Annotated in this window: 17 protein-coding genes, 1 tRNA gene and 1 other RNA gene; 14 read left to right on the top strand and 5 right to left on the bottom strand. The window is 64.2% G+C overall.

The features are described 5' to 3' along the window. Positions 1–46 precede the first annotated feature (46 nt). The gene (locus RFA01S_RS03600; protein WP_032408542.1) at positions 47–697 is read left to right on the top strand and encodes a class I SAM-dependent methyltransferase; all 651 of its coding nucleotides are present in this window, start codon (positions 47–49) and stop codon (positions 695–697) included. Between the two features lie 106 nt (positions 698–803). On the opposite strand, the gene RFA01S_RS03605 is transcribed toward RFA01S_RS03600, so the two are convergent. Beyond that, positions 804–1,517 (bottom strand): TetR/AcrR family transcriptional regulator, encoded by a 714-nt coding sequence (locus RFA01S_RS03605; protein WP_032373951.1) that lies wholly within the window; start codon positions 1,515–1,517, stop codon positions 804–806. A gap of 82 nt (positions 1,518–1,599) precedes the next feature. Between RFA01S_RS03605 and RFA01S_RS03610 the strand changes: the two genes are divergently transcribed. The 4 genes from RFA01S_RS03610 to RFA01S_RS03625 all read left to right on the top strand — a co-directional run bounded on the left by RFA01S_RS03610 (position 1,600) and on the right by RFA01S_RS03625 (position 4,564). After that, positions 1,600–2,460, top strand: a complete 861-nt coding sequence (locus RFA01S_RS03610; RefSeq protein ID WP_032373952.1) for an NmrA family NAD(P)-binding protein — start codon at positions 1,600–1,602, stop codon at positions 2,458–2,460. Between the two features lie 119 nt (positions 2,461–2,579). Then, entirely contained in the window at positions 2,580–3,008 is a 429-nt protein-coding gene (arr, locus tag RFA01S_RS03615) for an NAD(+)--rifampin ADP-ribosyltransferase (protein WP_032408543.1), read from the top strand. 139 nt (positions 3,009–3,147) lie between these two features. Further along, a complete protein-coding gene (locus RFA01S_RS28485) occupies positions 3,148–3,852 on the top strand; it encodes an alpha/beta fold hydrolase (protein WP_371829091.1) in 705 nt (234 codons plus the stop codon). 94 nt (positions 3,853–3,946) lie between these two features. Beyond that, positions 3,947–4,564, top strand: a complete 618-nt coding sequence (locus tag RFA01S_RS03625) for a dihydrofolate reductase family protein (RefSeq protein WP_032384115.1) — start codon at positions 3,947–3,949, stop codon at positions 4,562–4,564. A 13-nt stretch (positions 4,565–4,577) separates the two neighbouring features. Here RFA01S_RS03625 and RFA01S_RS03630 read toward each other — a convergent pair whose 3' ends face one another. Both RFA01S_RS03630 and RFA01S_RS03635 read right to left on the bottom strand, forming a co-directional pair. Further along, positions 4,578–5,300, bottom strand: a complete 723-nt coding sequence (locus tag RFA01S_RS03630) for a mycothiol-dependent nitroreductase Rv2466c family protein (RefSeq protein WP_032408436.1) — start codon at positions 5,298–5,300, stop codon at positions 4,578–4,580. Positions 5,301–5,337: 37 nt separating this feature from the next. Then, a complete protein-coding gene (locus tag RFA01S_RS03635) occupies positions 5,338–6,246 on the bottom strand; it encodes a LysR family transcriptional regulator (RefSeq protein WP_094644222.1) in 909 nt (302 codons plus the stop codon). 139 nt (positions 6,247–6,385) lie between these two features. Between RFA01S_RS03635 and RFA01S_RS03640 the strand changes: the two genes are divergently transcribed. Together RFA01S_RS03640 and RFA01S_RS03645 are read left to right on the top strand one after the other, a co-directional pair. Beyond that, entirely contained in the window at positions 6,386–7,801 is a 1,416-nt protein-coding gene (locus tag RFA01S_RS03640) for an MFS transporter (protein ID WP_032408437.1), read from the top strand. Beyond that, on the top strand, positions 7,798–8,544 hold the full coding sequence (locus RFA01S_RS03645; RefSeq protein ID WP_032408438.1) for a 3-hydroxybutyrate dehydrogenase: 747 nt from the start codon (positions 7,798–7,800) through the stop codon (positions 8,542–8,544). The genes RFA01S_RS03640 and RFA01S_RS03645 overlap by 4 nt, the downstream gene beginning before the upstream one ends. Positions 8,545–8,802: 258 nt before the next feature. Here RFA01S_RS03645 and RFA01S_RS03650 read toward each other — a convergent pair. After that, positions 8,803–8,890, bottom strand: a tRNA-Ser gene (locus RFA01S_RS03650). A gap of 95 nt (positions 8,891–8,985) precedes the next feature. Here RFA01S_RS03650 and ffs point away from each other — a divergent pair. Both ffs and RFA01S_RS03660 read left to right on the top strand, forming a co-directional pair. Beyond that, an RNA gene (ffs, locus tag RFA01S_RS03655) (signal recognition particle sRNA small type) lies at positions 8,986–9,080 on the top strand. Positions 9,081–9,134: 54 nt separating this feature from the next. Then, positions 9,135–10,421, top strand: coding sequence for an aspartate aminotransferase type Ic (locus RFA01S_RS03660; RefSeq protein ID WP_032385968.1), 1,287 nt, complete (start codon positions 9,135–9,137; stop codon positions 10,419–10,421). Between the two features lie 63 nt (positions 10,422–10,484). Here RFA01S_RS03660 and RFA01S_RS03665 read toward each other — a convergent pair whose 3' ends face one another. Then, the gene (locus tag RFA01S_RS03665; RefSeq protein ID WP_032408439.1) at positions 10,485–12,002 is read right to left on the bottom strand and encodes an MFS transporter; all 1,518 of its coding nucleotides are present in this window, start codon (positions 12,000–12,002) and stop codon (positions 10,485–10,487) included. Positions 12,003–12,107: 105 nt separating this feature from the next. Between RFA01S_RS03665 and RFA01S_RS03670 the strand changes: the two genes are divergently transcribed. The 5 genes from RFA01S_RS03670 (at position 12,108) to RFA01S_RS03690 (ending at position 16,526) form a co-directional block, all read left to right on the top strand. After that, positions 12,108–12,779: a TetR/AcrR family transcriptional regulator gene (locus tag RFA01S_RS03670; protein WP_032369276.1), complete on the top strand. Its 672-nt coding sequence runs from the start codon at positions 12,108–12,110 to the stop codon at positions 12,777–12,779. Between the two features lie 161 nt (positions 12,780–12,940). After that, complete coding sequence (locus RFA01S_RS03675; RefSeq protein ID WP_032408544.1) at positions 12,941–14,197, top strand: lipase family protein; 1,257 nt, start codon at positions 12,941–12,943, stop codon at positions 14,195–14,197. Between the two features lie 221 nt (positions 14,198–14,418). After that, positions 14,419–15,072 (top strand): phosphate signaling complex protein PhoU, encoded by a 654-nt coding sequence (phoU, locus tag RFA01S_RS03680; protein ID WP_027494559.1) that lies wholly within the window; start codon positions 14,419–14,421, stop codon positions 15,070–15,072. A gap of 37 nt (positions 15,073–15,109) precedes the next feature. Continuing rightward, the gene (locus RFA01S_RS03685) at positions 15,110–15,913 is read left to right on the top strand and encodes a transglutaminase-like domain-containing protein (protein WP_045841454.1); all 804 of its coding nucleotides are present in this window, start codon (positions 15,110–15,112) and stop codon (positions 15,911–15,913) included. 37 nt (positions 15,914–15,950) lie between these two features. Continuing rightward, entirely contained in the window at positions 15,951–16,526 is a 576-nt protein-coding gene (locus RFA01S_RS03690) for an HhH-GPD-type base excision DNA repair protein (protein ID WP_027494555.1), read from the top strand. The last annotated feature ends 53 nt before the right edge of the window (positions 16,527–16,579 follow it).

Genomic DNA, 16,579 nt, shown 5'->3' on the forward strand with positions numbered 1-16,579 from the left:
GAATTCCCATACCTCCCACTATGCCCGCGCCTTGGAGACACCCGAGATGAGACGACCGACCAAGTACACCTTCTCGGCGCGCCTGTACGACGTGATCTCCGCCGAATGGCCGGTGTATCGAGCCGGACGGGAGGCGGCGTTCGAGCTGATGAATCTGCCTGTGGGGAGCCATGTTCTGGATCTCGGCTGCGGGACGGGGCTGAACTTCGCAGGATTGCAGCGGATGATCGGCCCGACCGGATCGATCACCGGAATCGACGCCAGCCCGCAGATGCTCGAACAGGCCCGGCTTCGAGCTGCCCGCGCGGGGTGGATGAATGTCACATTGATCCCCGCCGACGCCACCGCCCTGACGTCCGCCGATCTGGGGGAGCAGGCCCCGTTCGATGCGGCCCTGAGCACTTACGCGCTGTCACTGATGACGCCATGGCAGGCGGCCCTCGAATCGATGATCTCGGCTACACGGGTGGGCGGCGTCGTGGCCGTCGTCGACATGCAGCGGCCCGTCGGACGAGCAACTGCGTGGACGCCGCTCGCGAAGCTTGCGTGTCGACTCGGAGGGGCGGATATCGAGGCGCATCCGTGGACAGCGATGACGCCACTGCTGCAGGATCTTTCGGCCCGCGCTGTCCGCGGAGGCCATATCCAGATTCGCGTCGGGACTGTCAACTCTGGCTCGGCAGAGCCGAGTTCATGAACGGTGGCGTCGAACGGCTCCTCGTCGCGCGAGGTCTGCCTCGTCGAACGGCGATCGAGTCAATTAGTGCGGCCATACCACCAGCGTCCGCGCATCGGGTGCATCGTCACCCGGATATCCGATCGAGCCACTCGGCCAACAACTGCCGCTCCGAATCGCTCAGTACGTCGATGTCGGAAATCGAGGCTCGCAAGGCAATCGCTGCACCGTGCGCAGAGCTTTCGGGATACCGAGGTGTGTCGACGACGATGTGGCGCATGACTGCATCGAACAGCTCGTCGGCGAGTCCGACGTCTCGGCGATCGTGCTGTGTGCCGAGGATGGTCAGGACAGCACCCGTACCCGCGGCATGAATGAGCTCCACCGCGCGCTGCTCGGTGACCCGAAGTCGGCCGGTGCGGGCTATCCGGCGAATCCGTGCCGCGAGAACGGCTTCTCCTTCCCGGACCGCGGGAGAATCGGGCACTCGAGCAGGGTCGCTGAGCAGAGCGAACAAGGTTGGGTTGGCGATCCCGAACTCGATCTGTGCGCGCCATCCGGTTCTCAGATCCTCCACGGGGTCACCGTTCTCGGCGAGCTCATTGTCTGCGATCTCGGACTTCGTGGACACATAGGTGGCCATGACATGTTCGGCGACGGCGTCGAGCAGACCATTCTTATCCCCGAACAATCGGTAGATGGCCGGTGCTTGAACCCCGGCCGACTCGGCGACGCCGCGTGTGGTCACCGCCCCAGGGCCGTTTTCTTGCAGAAGCCGAGCTGCGGCATCGACGATTCGTCGACGTGTGCTGTCTCTGGTGCTCGTCGACGAATCCTTCACGTATCGACGATAACGCACTGTTGCTATCGTTGTGTTTCCGGTGTTAGCTTTTATCTAATTCCATTGATAACAGGAGGTCGTCATGATCGTCATCACCGGAGCTACCGGGGCATTGAACGGTGCCACCGTCGACCATCTACTCGAACTCGTTCACCCCTCGGAGATCGCCGTCGCGGTTCGCGATGTGGCTCGGGCGCAGCGCTTTGCGGATCGTGGCGTGCAGGTGCGTCGAGGCGATTATGACGATTCGGACTCGCTGACGACGGCGTTCGACGGGGCAGACCAGGTGTTGCTCGTCTCGTCCAGCGATCCCGGGGCCGACGCGACAGCGTTGCATCGCAACGCGATCGACGCGGCGGTCGCCGCCGGTGCCGGGCGCATTCTCTATACGAGTCACCAGGGCTCGGGGCTCGACAGTCCGTTCAAGCCTGCGCGCGATCATGCTGCGACCGAGCAGATGTTGGCCGACAGCGGTGTGGCGTGGACGTCGTTACGCAACGGCTTCTACGCACACAGCCTCGATTTCGTCATGGGCGATTGGCGCGAGACCGGCGTTGTATCCATACCCGTGGACGGCCCTGTTTCGTGGACCGACAGAGCGGATTCGGCGGAAGCTGCCGCCGCGATACTCACGTCGGATGGCGCATACGAGGGCCCCACGGTGTTGACGGCCCGCGATGCTCCGACAATGACCGAGGTAGCGGCCATCGCGTCGACAGTCGTGGGTCGAAAGATCGAGGTATCGATCGTGGGTGAGGAGCAGTGGGTCGCCGATCGCGTGGCTGCAGGTGCGAACGAGTTCATGGCTCGCTTCACCCTTGGCATCTTTCTCGCCGCCCACGACGGCCGATTCGCCGGTACCGACCCGCTGTTGGGCGAACTGCTCGGTCGCGAACCACGAACTACGCGTGACTTTCTCGTGTCGAGTGAACGCGCGACGTGACATAGCCGTGCCCGCCGCCGTTGCCTTCAGTTTATCGCTGAGTTGGGGGCTTGCGGCAAGACCCAGTCGGTGGTGCACACTCTTCCGGCTACCGACACGGAGGAATTTCTATGGCAGACATGGCCGACACACCGGAGCGATTTCGCGTGCACGAGTCCGGTGCCTACTTTCATGGCACGAAGGCCGATCTGAAGGCCGGCGATTTCTTGTCTCCCGGCTATCGCTCCAATTACCGTCCCGAGCACATCTCGAACTACATCTACATGACCAAGGTGCTGGACGGTGCCGTGCTCGCGGCCGAGATGGCCGTCGGCGAGGGGCGTCCTCGGGTCTACATCGTCCAGCCGACCGGCAGTGTCGAGGACGATCCGAACGTGACGGACAAGAAGTTCCCCGGCAATCCGACTCATTCCTACCGCAGCGCGGAACCGGTACGCATCGTCGAAGAGACGTCCGAGTGGGTCGGGCATTCGCCCGAATATCTGAACCGGTTTCGTGAAGGTTTGGAGAAGTTGAGGCAGACGGAAACTGCGGTTCTCTACGACTAGCCGGTGAGTTTTCGCTCGTACCGGGGTCCACCCCAGCATGACGACACAGACAGTTTCCGTTCCCGGTGCGACCCTGACGTACGACGTGATCGGCGAACTCGAGCCCGGGGTCACTCCCTTGGTGCTGATCGGCTCACCGATGGATGCGAGCGGGTTCGGGACGTTGGCATCGCACTTCCGCGACCGAGTGGTCGTCACGTACGACCCGAGAAATGTCGGACGCAGTCGACGAGACGACACGACCGCCGCGGTCACCTTCGGCCAGCATGCCGACGACCTGCACGCAGTGCTCACCGCCGTCGGCCATGGGCCGGTCGATGTATTCGCCTCGAGCGGGGGTGCGGTCAATGCGCTGGTACTCGTCAGCAGATACCCGTCCGACGTTCGGATGTTGGTGGCCCACGAACCACCCGCCGGAGGCACCCTGCCGGACCGCGAGAACATCGCGACCGTGTGCGCAAAACATGGTGGCCGCATACGACGCTCACGGCCGCGGTCCGGCCATGGCCCAGTTCATGGCGTTGCTCATGCACGCAGGCCCCATCGACAACACGTTCTTCGATCGCCCGGCACCGGACCCGGCGCAGTTCGGCCTCTCGGCCGAGGACGACGGAACCCGCGACGACGCCCTGCTGTCCAACATGCGAGGCGGCGGAGTCGATTTCGCGCCCGACGTCGACGCAATGCGTGCTGCTCCCACCACGGTCGTGATCGGAGTCGGCGAAGAATCCGGCGGTCCCGAGGACGGTCACATCGCCGCTCGCGCAGCATATTCCACTGCATCGACCCTCGGATCGGAGCCGATCGTCTTTCCCGGTGGCCACTCGGGCTTCCTCGGCGGTGAATTCGGTCAGATGGGAAAGCCGACCGAATTTGCCGAAAAACTTCGGAAAGTATTGAGCTGAAGAAGCTTTCGTCCTACAGAACCAGGAGCAATCATGGGCCTCATCACGTTGGAGCTGTTCGCCACCCTCGACCTCGTCGCGCAATCACCCGGAAGCCCAGAGGAAGACCCCGAGAACTTTCCCTTCGGCGGCTGGCAGGCTCCTCTGCTCGACCAGGTTTCGGGGGCGCAGGTCGCCGCCGCTTACGAGGGCACGGATGCGCTCCTGCTCGGGCGGCGCACCTACGACATCTTCGCCGCGTACTGGCCGCACCAACACGATTCGTTCGCAACGTTGTTCAACACGATCCCGAAATACGTGGCCTCCCGCGGCACACCCGATCTGCTGTGGAACGGTTCGACCCAGCTCGGACCGGACCTGGCCGGAGCCGTGCGTGAGATCCGAGATCGACACGACAATATCAAGGTGGTCGGAAGTCTCGATCTGGTGCAGACCCTGTTGCGCGAGAAGCTCTTCGATCGACTCGATCTGTGGGTGCATCCCATCCTTCTCGGAGTGGGAAAGAAGGTGTTCGCCGACGGCACCGTGCCCAGCAATCTGACGCTGCTCGAGCCACCGGCCGTCGACGGCAAGGGCACCGTCTACCTGCGGTACGGCCTCGACACCGGGACCCCGGACGTCGGCAACATGGACGACGTACTGACCGACTAGATCGGAGGGCAATTCACTTCTTCTGCCGTCGGCTCCCGCCGTGCCAATCCTGTTGCACGCCAACCTCGTCCTCCGTCACCCCCAGTGCCTTCAACTGGGGGAGTTCACGCATGCTGCGCTTCATCTCGGCAAATCCAGGGAATCGTGCGAGTCCGATCACGTTGTCCCACAGCGGTACTGCTTCTTCGTCGCTGGGTAGTCGGCTGATCACCGGGCCGAAGAATGCGACACCGTCCGGCGGCTCGAAAGCGATGATGGGTGTGCCGACGTCCTTTCCGGTCAGCGACAGTGCATGATCGGTTTCGCCCCGGATCTCGTCGTCGATCGTCGAATCATCCAGTGCTGCAGTGTGATGGGTGGGCAGCCCGACTTCCTCGAGGATCGGCCCGAGGAATGCCGCGGTGCCGCGATGTCCGTGGCTCGCTGCGTCGTCGGGCACGATCTCGGTATCGAATATGTGGGTGCCGAGCGCCTCGTACAGCGGCCCGACAGCGTCCGACCCATGCTCACGACGAACAGAGGCAGCGGCCCGCAACAGTCGCAGACCCGCGGTGTGGCCGGCCTCGTACTCGGGTGGGAAATGGGCGTCGTAGTCGATATGGGAGTTGAGCAGGCGAAGCGAGATGAACCGCCAGTCGACGGTGTAGTCGCGCTGGGCCTGAACCTTGCGAACCCATTTGCTGGTCATCCACGCGAACGGGCATACCGGATCGAAATAGAAATCGATATCGGACATCAGGGGACTCTCCTTGTGGGGCGTAGGTTCCGTGCGTTCATTTCTCACCCAGCAGAGCCGAGCGTTGTTCGGTGACCACCGCACGAATTGCGTCGATCACCGCCGACACTTCGGGTCGTCTGAGAGTTTCGGTGCGGGTGACGAGCCAGTAGGTCAGGGTCACCGCGATGGCGTCGGGCAGGATTCGTTGCAGGTCGGGGTGTCGGTCGGCCATGAAACACGGCAACAATCCGATGCCCGCCGAGGCTCGGGTGGCCTCGACGTGGACGAAGACGTTGGTCGACGTCACCGATTCGCGCATCGTCGGAGTGAAGTTGGGGGCCAGATCCAGATCGTCGACGTGCAGCATCGAGTCGATGAAATAGATGAACGGATGCGCGGCGAGGTCGGCCGGCACCTGCGGTGTGCCGTGCTCGTCCACGTAGGTCTGCGACGCGTACAGACCCAGCACGTAGTCGCCGAGTCTGATGGCCTCCGCCCGATGCACCTGCGGTTGTCCGACGACGATCTCGATGTCCAATCCGGACCGTTGCCTCGACGCACGTCTGGTGGTCGCGACGATCTCCACCGACACCAGCGGATGGGTGCGTTGCACGCGAGCAGCCGCGGGAGCTGCGATGTAGGCACTGAAACCGTCCGTGGCCGAAATGCGTACGACGCCCTTCAGCGCACCCGCGTCGCTCGAGACCAGCGTCTGCAGCGCGTTTTCGACGGCCTCGGCAGCGGCGAGTGCGCCGTGCCCCAGTTGGGTCAGTTCCCAACCTCCGCCGGCGCGGGTGAGCACTCGTCCGCCGAGTGTGTCCTCGAGTGCGGCGATGCGTCGGGAGATGGTCGTGTGGTTGATGCCGAGGTCGTCGGCAGCGGAGCTGTAGCGTCCGGTTCGACTGACGGCGAGCAGGACCAGCAGGTCGTCGGCACTGGGAACCTTCCCGTCACCGCGTGTCATGTGTGCAGTTTTGCAGATCGAACCTGCGTCCATGCCTCTTGCGCAGAAAAAGATCTGCACCAATACTCAGACCAACCCCGCTACATGTGTGGTCTGTCACAAACACGAGCACGCAGTGCCGAGCAACACAGGAGAAGCTATGAGCGTCGACCGACCGCTGGCAGAAAGGTCCGAGCCGGACCCCGATGCCACCCCCACGGGCCTGAAGAAGGTCGTCGGAGCATCGATGGCCGGCACCATCGTCGAATGGTACGAGTTCTTTCTCTACGGAACCGCCGCCACACTGGTGTTCAGCAAGATTTTCTTCGCGGCCGGAACCAGTGAGCTCGACGCCATTCTCGCGGCCTTCGTCACCTACGCCGTCGGCTTCGTCGCACGACCCTTGGGCGGCATCGTCTTCGGACACTACGGCGACAAGTACGGCCGAAAGAAGCTGCTGCAGTTCAGCCTCGTCCTCGTCGGTGGTGCCACGTTCCTCATGGGCTGCCTACCGACATTCGAGGCCATCGGCTACTGGGCACCGGCACTGCTGGTCACCCTGCGATTCATTCAGGGCTTCGCCGTCGGCGGCGAATGGGGCGGCGCGGTTCTCCTTGTCGCAGAACATAGTCCGAACAAGAGCCGCGGATTCTGGGCCAGCTGGCCGCAGGCAGGCGTGCCCGCCGGTAACCTCCTCGCCACCGTCGCACTGCTCGTCCTGACGACAACCCTGTCCGACGAAGCGTTCCTCAGCTGGGGCTGGCGCGTCGCGTTCTGGCTCTCTGCCGTCATCGTTTTCGTCGGCTACTACATCCGTACCAAGGTCTCCGACGCCCCGATCTTCCTCGAGGCACACAAGCAGGCCGAGGTCATCAAGGCCGCGTCGTACGGCGTCTTCGAGGTCGTGAAGCGTTACCCGCGTGGCGTATTCACCGCGATGGGTCTGCGCTTCGGTGAGAACGTCATGTACTACCTCGTCGTCACCTTCTCCATCACCTACCTCAAGGTGGAGGTCGGCACCGACACCAGCACGATCCTGTGGTGGATGCTCATCGCCCACGCGATCCACTTCTGCACGATTCCGTTGGTGGGCAGGCTCGCCGACCGCATCGGCCGCCGTCCGGTGTACTTCGCCGGTGCCCTCACCGCGGCAACGTGGGGCTTCTTCGCCTTCCCGATGATGAACAGCGGCCATAACGTCGTCATCCTGCTGGCCATCATCATCGGCCTGATGTTCCACGCCTTCATGTACGCCACGCAGCCGGCCATCATGGCCGAGATGTTCCCGACGCGGATGCGGTATTCCGGTGTGTCCCTCGGCTATCAGGTCACCTCGATCGTCGCCGGCTCGCTGGCCCCGATCATCGCGGTGAAGCTGCTCGACATTTACGGCTCGTCCGTCCCGATCGCGGTGTACCTGGCCGTGGCCTGCGCGATCACCGTGGTTGCCGTCGTCGTAGCCAGGGAGACAAAGGGACTGGCGCTCGAAAGCATCGACATCGCCGACGCCAAGAACTTGGCCACCGAAGCCGAGCTGGCCAAGGCCGGTCTGCTCGATCCGAGTGTAAAGCGGTGACCGACCTGACCGGACGCTCCGCCCTCGTCACCGGGGGAGCGTCCGGTATCGGGGCCGCCTGCGCGCGTGAGCTCGCCGGCCGCGGTGCCCGCGTCACCATCGCCGACGTGAACGACGTCGCAGCAAAGGAATTGGCAGCCGAGCTCGAAGGCGAGGTGTGGTCGGTCGATCTGCTCGACACCGCCGCACTGGACGACCTTCGGCTCGACGTCGACATCCTCGTCAACAATGCGGGTATCCAAACCGTCGCACCGATCGTCGACTTCGACCCCGGCGCGTTCCGCCGCATTCAGACGCTGATGGTGGAGGCACCGTTCCTGCTGATTCGTGCGGCGCTGCCTGGGATGTATGCACGCCGGTTCGGCCGAGTCATCAATCTGTCGTCGGTGCACGGACTGCGGGCATCGGAATTCAAGGTCGCCTACGTCACCGCCAAACACGCACTCGAAGGACTGTCGAAGGTGACAGCCCTCGAAGGTGCCGCGCATGGCGTGACGAGCAACTGCGTCAACCCCGGATACGTCCGCACACCGCTGGTCGAAAAACAGATCGCCGATCAGGCCAAGGCGCACGGGATTCCCGAGAACGAGGTACTGGAGAAAGTTTTGCTGACCGAGGCCGCCATCAAGAGACTCGTCGAACCGGCCGAAGTCGCCTCGCTGGTGGGATGGCTGACGTCCAAGAACGCAGGCATGGTCACCGGGGCGTCGTACACCATGGACGGTGGTTGGTCGGCTCGTTGAATTCGGTGCCGCCCGTCTGCTGCGCCCCCCACTTTGGGATCAATGTGGGTTTCAGTCGCTCAGATTGCAACAAAGTCGCATTCATCCGGATCGGGTCGCCGCACCCCACCGGATGAATGCGGCTTTGTTGCACTCAGACGGACTCGAACGCCCATTGATCCGGAGACGGGTGGGCTGATCGGGAGACGGGTGGGCGCGAGCCGGAGCACCCCTCCCCGAACAGCAAGAAGCCCCCGTGACGTGTCACGGGGGCTTCTTTGGCGGAGGATAGGGGATTTGAACCCCTGAGGGCGTTAACCCAACCCGCGTTCCAGGCGAGCGCCATAGGCCACTAGGCGAATCCTCCGTGGGGGAGCTTACCCGGTTACCCCCACCAACTCCCAAATCGGGAGGCGCGAAGGGTGGTGATGCGTTGCTCGACGGGAGGCGGCTACACTTCCTAACGGATCCCGCGCGGCGCGCATCCTGTGAACTCCCCCAGGGCCGGAAGGCAGCAAGGGTCAATGGGCTCTGCCGGGTGCGCGGGGTCCCCTTTATTTCAGTGACATAGACACTGTCCGGGGAACCCAGTCACCGAGAGGCCGCTCCGCATGCCAGCGCAAACCCAGTTGGGTCTGATGAACCATGAGGAGCTCGCCTCCGAGCACGAGCGGCAGAGCGCGAAGTACACGCAGCTCAAAGCCGAGAATCTGAAGCTGGATCTCACCCGCGGCAAGCCGTCGCCCGAGCAGCTCGATCTCGCTGCCGAGCTGCTGACGCTCCCCGGCGCGGACTACAAGGACGGCAACGGCACCGATTGCCGCAACTACGGTGGCCTTGCGGGTCTGCCGGAATTGCGTGCCATCTTCGGTGAACTGCTCGGCATCCCGGTGAAGAACCTGGTGGCCGGTAACAACGCCAGCCTCGAAATCATGCAGGACCTCGTGGTCTGGGCTCTGCTGCACGGGCTGTCGGATTCGCCACGCCCGTGGTCGGCGGAGCCGAACGTTCGCTTCCTGTGCCCGGCCCCCGGCTACGACCGTCACTTCGCGATCACCGAGAGCTTCGGCATCGAGATGATTACGGTGCCGATGGGTCCCGACGGACCGGACGTGCACGAGATCGCCAACCTGGTGGCGTCGGATCCGCAGATCAAGGGCATGTGGGTGGTGCCGAACTACGCCAACCCCACCGGAGCCGTCTACTCGGAGGAAGTCGTTCGCGCGCTGGCCACCATGCCTGCTGCTGCGCCTGATTTCCGTCTGTTCTGGGACAACGCCTACGCGGTGCATCCGCTGACCGAGGAGTTCGCGCCGTCCTATGACGTCATCGGGATGGCGGCGGAGGCAGGTTTCCCCAATCGTGCGTTCGTGTTCGCGTCGACCTCGAAGGTCACGTTCGCCGGTGCCGGGGTCAGCTTCTTCGGCAGTTCCGAGGAGAACCTCGCGTGGTATCAGAAGCACCTCGGTAAGAAGAGCATCGGCCCGGACAAGCTCAACCAGCTGCGGCACCTGCGTTTCTTCGGTGACGCGGAGGGGGTGCGGGCTCACATGGCCAAGCATCGCGAGATTCTGAAGCCCAAGTTCGCGCTGGTGCAGCAGATCCTCGAGGACCGGCTCGGTGCGTCGAAGATCGCGTCGTGGACCGAGCCCAAGGGCGGCTACTTCATCAGTCTCGATGTGCTCGAAGGCACGGCTGCGCGGTCGATCGCGCTGGCCAAGGATGCCGGAATCGCTCTGACGGCCGCCGGCTCGGCCTTCCCGTACGGAAAAGATCCGGAAGACAAGAACATTCGCCTGGCCCCGAGCTTCCCGTCGCTCGGTGAGCTGGAGAAGTCGATGGACGGCGTCGCAACCTGCGTTCTGCTGGCCGCGACGGAGAAGCTGCTCGAAGGCTGAACGCATGTGAGTGGAAACTCGTAGCAGGCTACGCGGTTCCACTCACATGCGGCGAAGCCGCTCTCAGTGCCGGACGACAACCGCACCTTCGGGGGCCGAGGGCAACGGCCCCTTCTTCAGGAGCGTGGCCGAGAGCACCGCGCCGAGCAGGAAGATGCCCGACGCCCACCAGAAGGTGGTCGTGTAGCTGGCGATCTCGGCATTGGCCTGCAGCAGAGCCGCATCGGTTGCCGTTGCCATGTTGGTGCTGACGTAGCTGGTCGCGGCGTTGGCTGCCACGGTGCTCAGCAGTGCGGTACCGATCGAGCCGCCCACCTGCTGCATGGTGTTCACCGTCGCCGACGCCACACCGGAGTCGTCTGGGGCGACGCCCGAGATTGCGCCCTGCATGGCCGGTGCCATGGTGGCACCGAGTCCGAGACCCATGATGATCAGGCCGGGCAGGATGTGCGTGACGTAGCTGCTGTCCAGATCGATCTGGGTGAGCAGTCCCATACCGATCGACGCGACGACCAGGCCGGTTGTCATCAGGATGCGCGGTCCGAACCGGGGGAGGATCAGTGCCGTCGACAGTGTCGCGGTGAGGATCAGCGACGCGATCATCGGCATGAACGCGAACCCGGTGGTGATCGGGGTGTACTTCAGGGTGCTCTGCAGGTAGTAGGTCAAGAACAGGAACACCGCGAACATGCCTGCTCCGGTGACGAACACCGCGAGGAAGGATCCGGCCCGGGTGCGGTCCAGAACGATGCGCAGCGGCAGCAGAGGGTGTTCGACGCGATTCTGGATGGTCACGAAGACGGCGAGAAGAACGACACCTGCCGCGAGGAAGCCGAGGGTGACGGGGTTGCTCCAGCCGTCGGACTCGGCGTGGGCGAAGCCGTAGACGATCGAGAACAGCGCAGCGGAGACGGCGATCGTTCCGGGGATGTCGAGCTTGGGTCGGACGTCGACCTTGTGCTTGGCCAGGAACAGGAAGGCTCCGACGAAGGCGAGCGCAGCGAAGATCAGGTTGACGTACAGGCTCCAGCGCCAGTTGGCCCACTCGGTGAGCATGCCGCCGAGCAGTAGACCGAGTGCGCCGCCGCCGCCGGCGATGGCACCGAAGATGCCGAAGGCCTTGGCGCGTTCCTTGGTGTCGGTGAAGGTGGTGGCCAACAGTGACAGGGCCGCGGGTGCCAGCAGTGCACCGAAGACGCCCTGACCGGCGCGGGCTGCGACGAGCATGCCGAAGTTGACGGCCGCACCGCCCACTGCCGACATCAGCGCGAAGCCGACAAGGCCGATGAGGAAGGTGTTACGTCGACCGAAGAGGTCGCTCAAGCGTCCACCGAGGAGCAACAGGCTGCCGAACGCGAGTGCGTAGGCGGTGACGACCCAGGAGCGGTCGGCGTTGTCGAAGCCCAGATCGAGCTGGGCGGCGGGGAGTGCGATATTCACGATGGTCGCGTCGAGCACGACCATGAGCTGGGCCAGTCCGAGAGTGGCGAGAATCAACCAGCGATTCCGGTGCGCACGCTCGTCCGCCGGCGTCGTGGTCGACGTTGCGCCGTCCACGTTCTCCGATGAAAGGGTGGTCATGGTGTCCTCGGTTCGACTATGCGGAGGTGTATCCTCCGGTTGTAGGGCAAAGGTAGCAGCTAAGTGGAGGAATGTCCTCCGCTTATCGGGTGAAACGGACATCGAATGAGTGTGAGAGCGGACACAGCGGCATCGAAGCCCCTACGGGCGGATGCCGAACGCAACCGACGCCGCATCGTGGACGCGGCTCGCGAGCTGTTCGCTTCCCGCGGTATCGACATCACGCTCGACGACGTCGCCGCACACGCCAAGGTGGGCGTCGGCACCGTCTATCGCCGCTTCTCGTGCAAGGAAGAGCTCATCGACGGCGTCTTCGAGCAGCGCCTCGAAGGAATGCTCGCCAGTGCCGAACGCGCCCTCGAAGCGGAGGATCCCTGGAGTGGGTTGGTGGGCTTTCTCTCGGACGTATGCGAGGAAATGGCCTCCGACCGCGGGCTCGGTGATGTGGTCCTCGGGTCGGACGAGGGGTGCCGCGGCATCGCGGAGATGCGCCGACGGATCGATCCGTTCTTCGCGAAAATCGTCGATCGCGCCCTCGAATCCGGTCAGCTGCGTCCCGATGTGGCCGTCACCGACTTCTATCCGGTGCTGGGGATGATCGGCTCGACCGTCGAGTTCTCCAGTCATGTCGATCCCGCGAACTGGCGTCGGTACTTCACGGTGCTGCTCGACGGCCTGCGCGGTGATTCGGTACCCCGATCGGAGCTCCCCGGACGTCCCTTCACCGACGACGAAGTGGATACGGCGAAGGCGGCCATGCACGGTCGCCGCCGCTGACTGGTGATTCGTCCAACTTCGGTCTGTACGTTGTGTGCGCCGTCACGTAAGGTGCGTCACGGTAAGTGCTACGCGGGGTAGCGCACACCTGGCAGCAGGTGTTCAGACGTTGGGGGTTCGATTTGCGTTCGACGCGTGTCTTCGGTTCGGCCGTGGCAGTGATGGCAGTGTTCATGGGGGTGACTGCGCCGGCCGTGTCGGCAGCACCGTCGACGGGTTCGACCGTCGAATCCGACTTCTACATTCCGCCGAGCCCGCTGCCTGCCGGCGCGGCGGGCGACGTGATTCGTTCCGAGCCTTCGCATCTCGCGCTGTCGGTGCCGGGCATCGGCGGCACCCTGCCGGGTGAGGCAACCCGAATCATGTACCGCAGCACCGATTCCAACGACGACGCCAACGCTGTCACGGGTACCTACATCGACCCGGCCGCGCCGTGGACCGGTCCGGGGCCGCGCCCGCTCGTGGTGTTGGCACCGGGAACGCAGGGGCAGGGCGATCAGTGCGCGCCGTCCAAGATGCTCAACAACGTCATCACCTACACCCCGCCGCTCGGATTCATGGTCGAGTACGAGGTACTGGCCGCGTATTCGCTTCTCTCCCAGGGCTATGGCGTCGTGATCACCGATTACGAGGGTCTCGGCACGCCGGGCGCGCACACCTATGTGAACCGCGCGTCCGAGGCTCATGCCGTGCTCGACGCGGCCCGCGCAGCTCAGCAGCTGCAGGGCACCAAGATCTCCGGCGACGGCCCGGTCGCGGCCTACGGCTACTCGCAGGGCGGCGGAGCTGCCGCAGCGGCGGCCGAGATCGCCGACGAATACGCCCCGGAACTCGATCTGGTCGGCACCTACGCAGGAGCACCGCCCGCGGATCTGAAGGCGACCCTCGAGCAGGTAGACGGCACCATCCTCACCGGCGTGATCGGCTACACCCTCAACGGCCTGCTCAATTCCGACCCCGGTCTGCAGCCGATCGTCGACGAGAACATCAACGACGCAGGCAAGGCCATGCTCAACCTGGTCGCGAATCAGTGTGTCGGAGAGACGATTCTGAACGTCGGGCTGCACCGCACCAACGAGTACACCAAGACCGGCGAGCCGCTGTCGGTCGTGCTGGACAGGTTGCCCGTCGCGCAGGAAATCCTGGCCAAGAACAAGATCGGCGAACGTACGCCGAATGCCCCGGTGCTGATCCAGTCCGGTACCTCCGACGACATCGTGCCCCACGGTCAGGCCGTCGAACTGGCCGGCGACTGGTGCGGCAAGGGTGCAACAGTGCAGCTCAGTTCCGCGCAGGTCCCGGCTATCGTGCCGGGTTCCGGTGCCGGGCATCTGATCCCGGACATCCTCGGTCTCGGCGAAGCTCAGAGCTGGATCAAGGATCGCTTCTACGGAGTGCCCGCCCCGTCGAATTGCTGATCGGCAACCGATGATGGAACGGCCCGCGCTCACCGAGCGCGGGCCGTTCGGCGTTCCCTCCCATGTCGGCCATCGGTTCGTGTTCAGCAGGCATGACCGACGTCACACCGTCGAGTTCTCCAACGAGCCCACAGCGGTGTGAGGGTGTAGAAGGATGCGCAGCAGGGTACTGCCCTGCAATGCCCTGAGGTTGGGCTGTCGAGCGGTTGGGGTGAGTGAACATGCGGGACAGTTACACGGAGGCGCTCGACACGTTGGCGTCGGAGCTGTCCGAAATGTCGAGAATCGCGGAACGAGCGATGGCTGACGCCACGCGCGCGCTGCTCACCGCCGACATCGTGCTCGCCGAGCAGACGATCGAGTACCGCGAAGAGATCGACACTCTCGCCGTCGAATGGGAACACGAGGCCTTCGCCTTCCTCGCTCGACAGTCACCGGTTGCTCACGATCTGCGCCGTGTCGTATCCGGGATCAACATCGTGGCCGACCTCCAGCGCATGGGTGGACTTGCGGTGCACATCGCCGAGTTGGCCCGCCGCCGTCACCCCGCACATGTGCTGCCGCCCGAGGTCGAGGGCGTGTTCACCGAGATGGGTCGGGTAGCCATCGCTCAAGCGGAGGCGACCCAACGAGTGCTCGAGACGCGGGACGCCGAACTCGCCGCGAGTCTGCGAACGCAGGACGAGGAGATGGACGCACTGCACCGCAGCCTGTTCATGTTGACCTCCGCGCCCGACTGGCCGCACGGTGTACCGGCCGCCGTCGACATCACGTTGCTCGGCCGCTTCTACGAGCGGTATTCCGACCACACCGTCGAGGTCGCGAAACGGGTCATCTTCCTGGTGACCGGAGCTCGCCCCACCGACGAGTCTTAGTCTGCGAGAACCGCTCGGAGATGGCAGGATCGGCACGATGAAACGTGACGTCTCCGCGTACCTCGATGTCGATGTGACCGAGGCCAGCACCCTCGAGTTCCAGATCGCGATCGCGCCGCATCCAGGAACCGAAGTGTGGGAAGCACTCTCGTTCACACTCGACGGCCAGCCCGTCGAAGCGCAGGAAATCAGCGGCGCGCACGGCACCCGCATCCACAAGCTGCACGCCGACGTCGGCAAGCTCGAAGCGTCGTACTCGGCGACGATCTACGGCAACACCGACCCGGCACCGGTGTCCGATTACGACCTGTCGCTGTATCTGCGGCCGAGCCGCTACGCCGAGGCAGACAAGTTCTTCGGTTTCGCAGCAACGGAATTCGGCTCGTACCCGCCGTCGGAGAAGCTGCTCGCCGAGGTGTCGTCCTGGGTGGGAGCTCGGCTGAGCTACGTTCCCGGAAGCAGCGACCCCATCGACGGCGCCGTCGACACCCTCCTCGCCGGTGCCGGAGTGTGCCGCGACTACACCCACCTCGTCGTCGCACTGCTCCGCGCAGTGAACGTGCCCGCTCGACTTGTGGCCGTGTACGCGCCGGGCTGCGATCCGATGGACTTCCACGCAGTTGCCGAAGCCTTCGTCGAAGGACAATGGCGAGTGGTCGACGCCACCTGCCTCGCGCCGCGATCGACCCTGGTGCGCATCGCAACCGGACGCGACGCAGCCGATACCGCATTCCTCGACAATCACGGCGGATCGATCATCCTCAACAGCGCCGTCGTCGGAGCCGTCGTGGATGGGCCGCTGCCCTTCGACGACATCACCCAATTGGTGTCCATCACCTGATCGGGTCGCTACTGCCGGACATGGCAGGATCGAGCCCATGTCTCGCACTCTGAACCTCGTCGGCGATCCGGAGGCCGATGCATTGCTCGCCGAGGATCCGTTCGCGCTGTTGATCGGCATGCTTCTAGATCAGCAGGTGCCGATGGAATCCGCCTTCGCCGGGCCGAAGAAGCTCGTCGACCGCCTCGGTGATCTGAAAGTCGATACCGTCGCCGACGCCGATCCGGACGACTTCGCCGCATTGTGCGCGCAGACCCCGGCCGTGCATCGTTTTCCCGGCTCGATGGCCAAGCGCATCCAGGGACTCGCCGCATTTCTCGTCGAGAACTACGACGGCAAGCCGCAGGAAATCTGGACCCGCGACGACCCCGACGGTGCCGAGGTTCTGAAGCGTCTCAAAGCACTTCCCGGCTATGGCGACCAGAAGGCGCGCATCTTCCTCGCGCTGCTCGGCAAGCAGATGGGCGTGACGCCCGACGGGTGGCGAAAGGCTGCCGGAGCGTACGGCGACGAGGGTGCACGTCGATCCATCGCCGATGTCGTCGACGAGAAGTCCCTGCTCGAGGTACGCGAATTCAAGAAGGCAGCGAAAGCGGCAGCCAAGAACAAATAAGTCTGTCGGTGCCCGTCGGTACGTTGTGGCAGAACTTGCACCGGGGGGACGAG

Origin of the sequence: Rhodococcoides fascians NBRC 12155 = LMG 3623 (assembly GCF_001894785.1) — a bacterium.
Taxonomy (GTDB): Bacteria; Actinomycetota; Actinomycetes; order Mycobacteriales; family Mycobacteriaceae; genus Rhodococcoides; species Rhodococcoides fascians.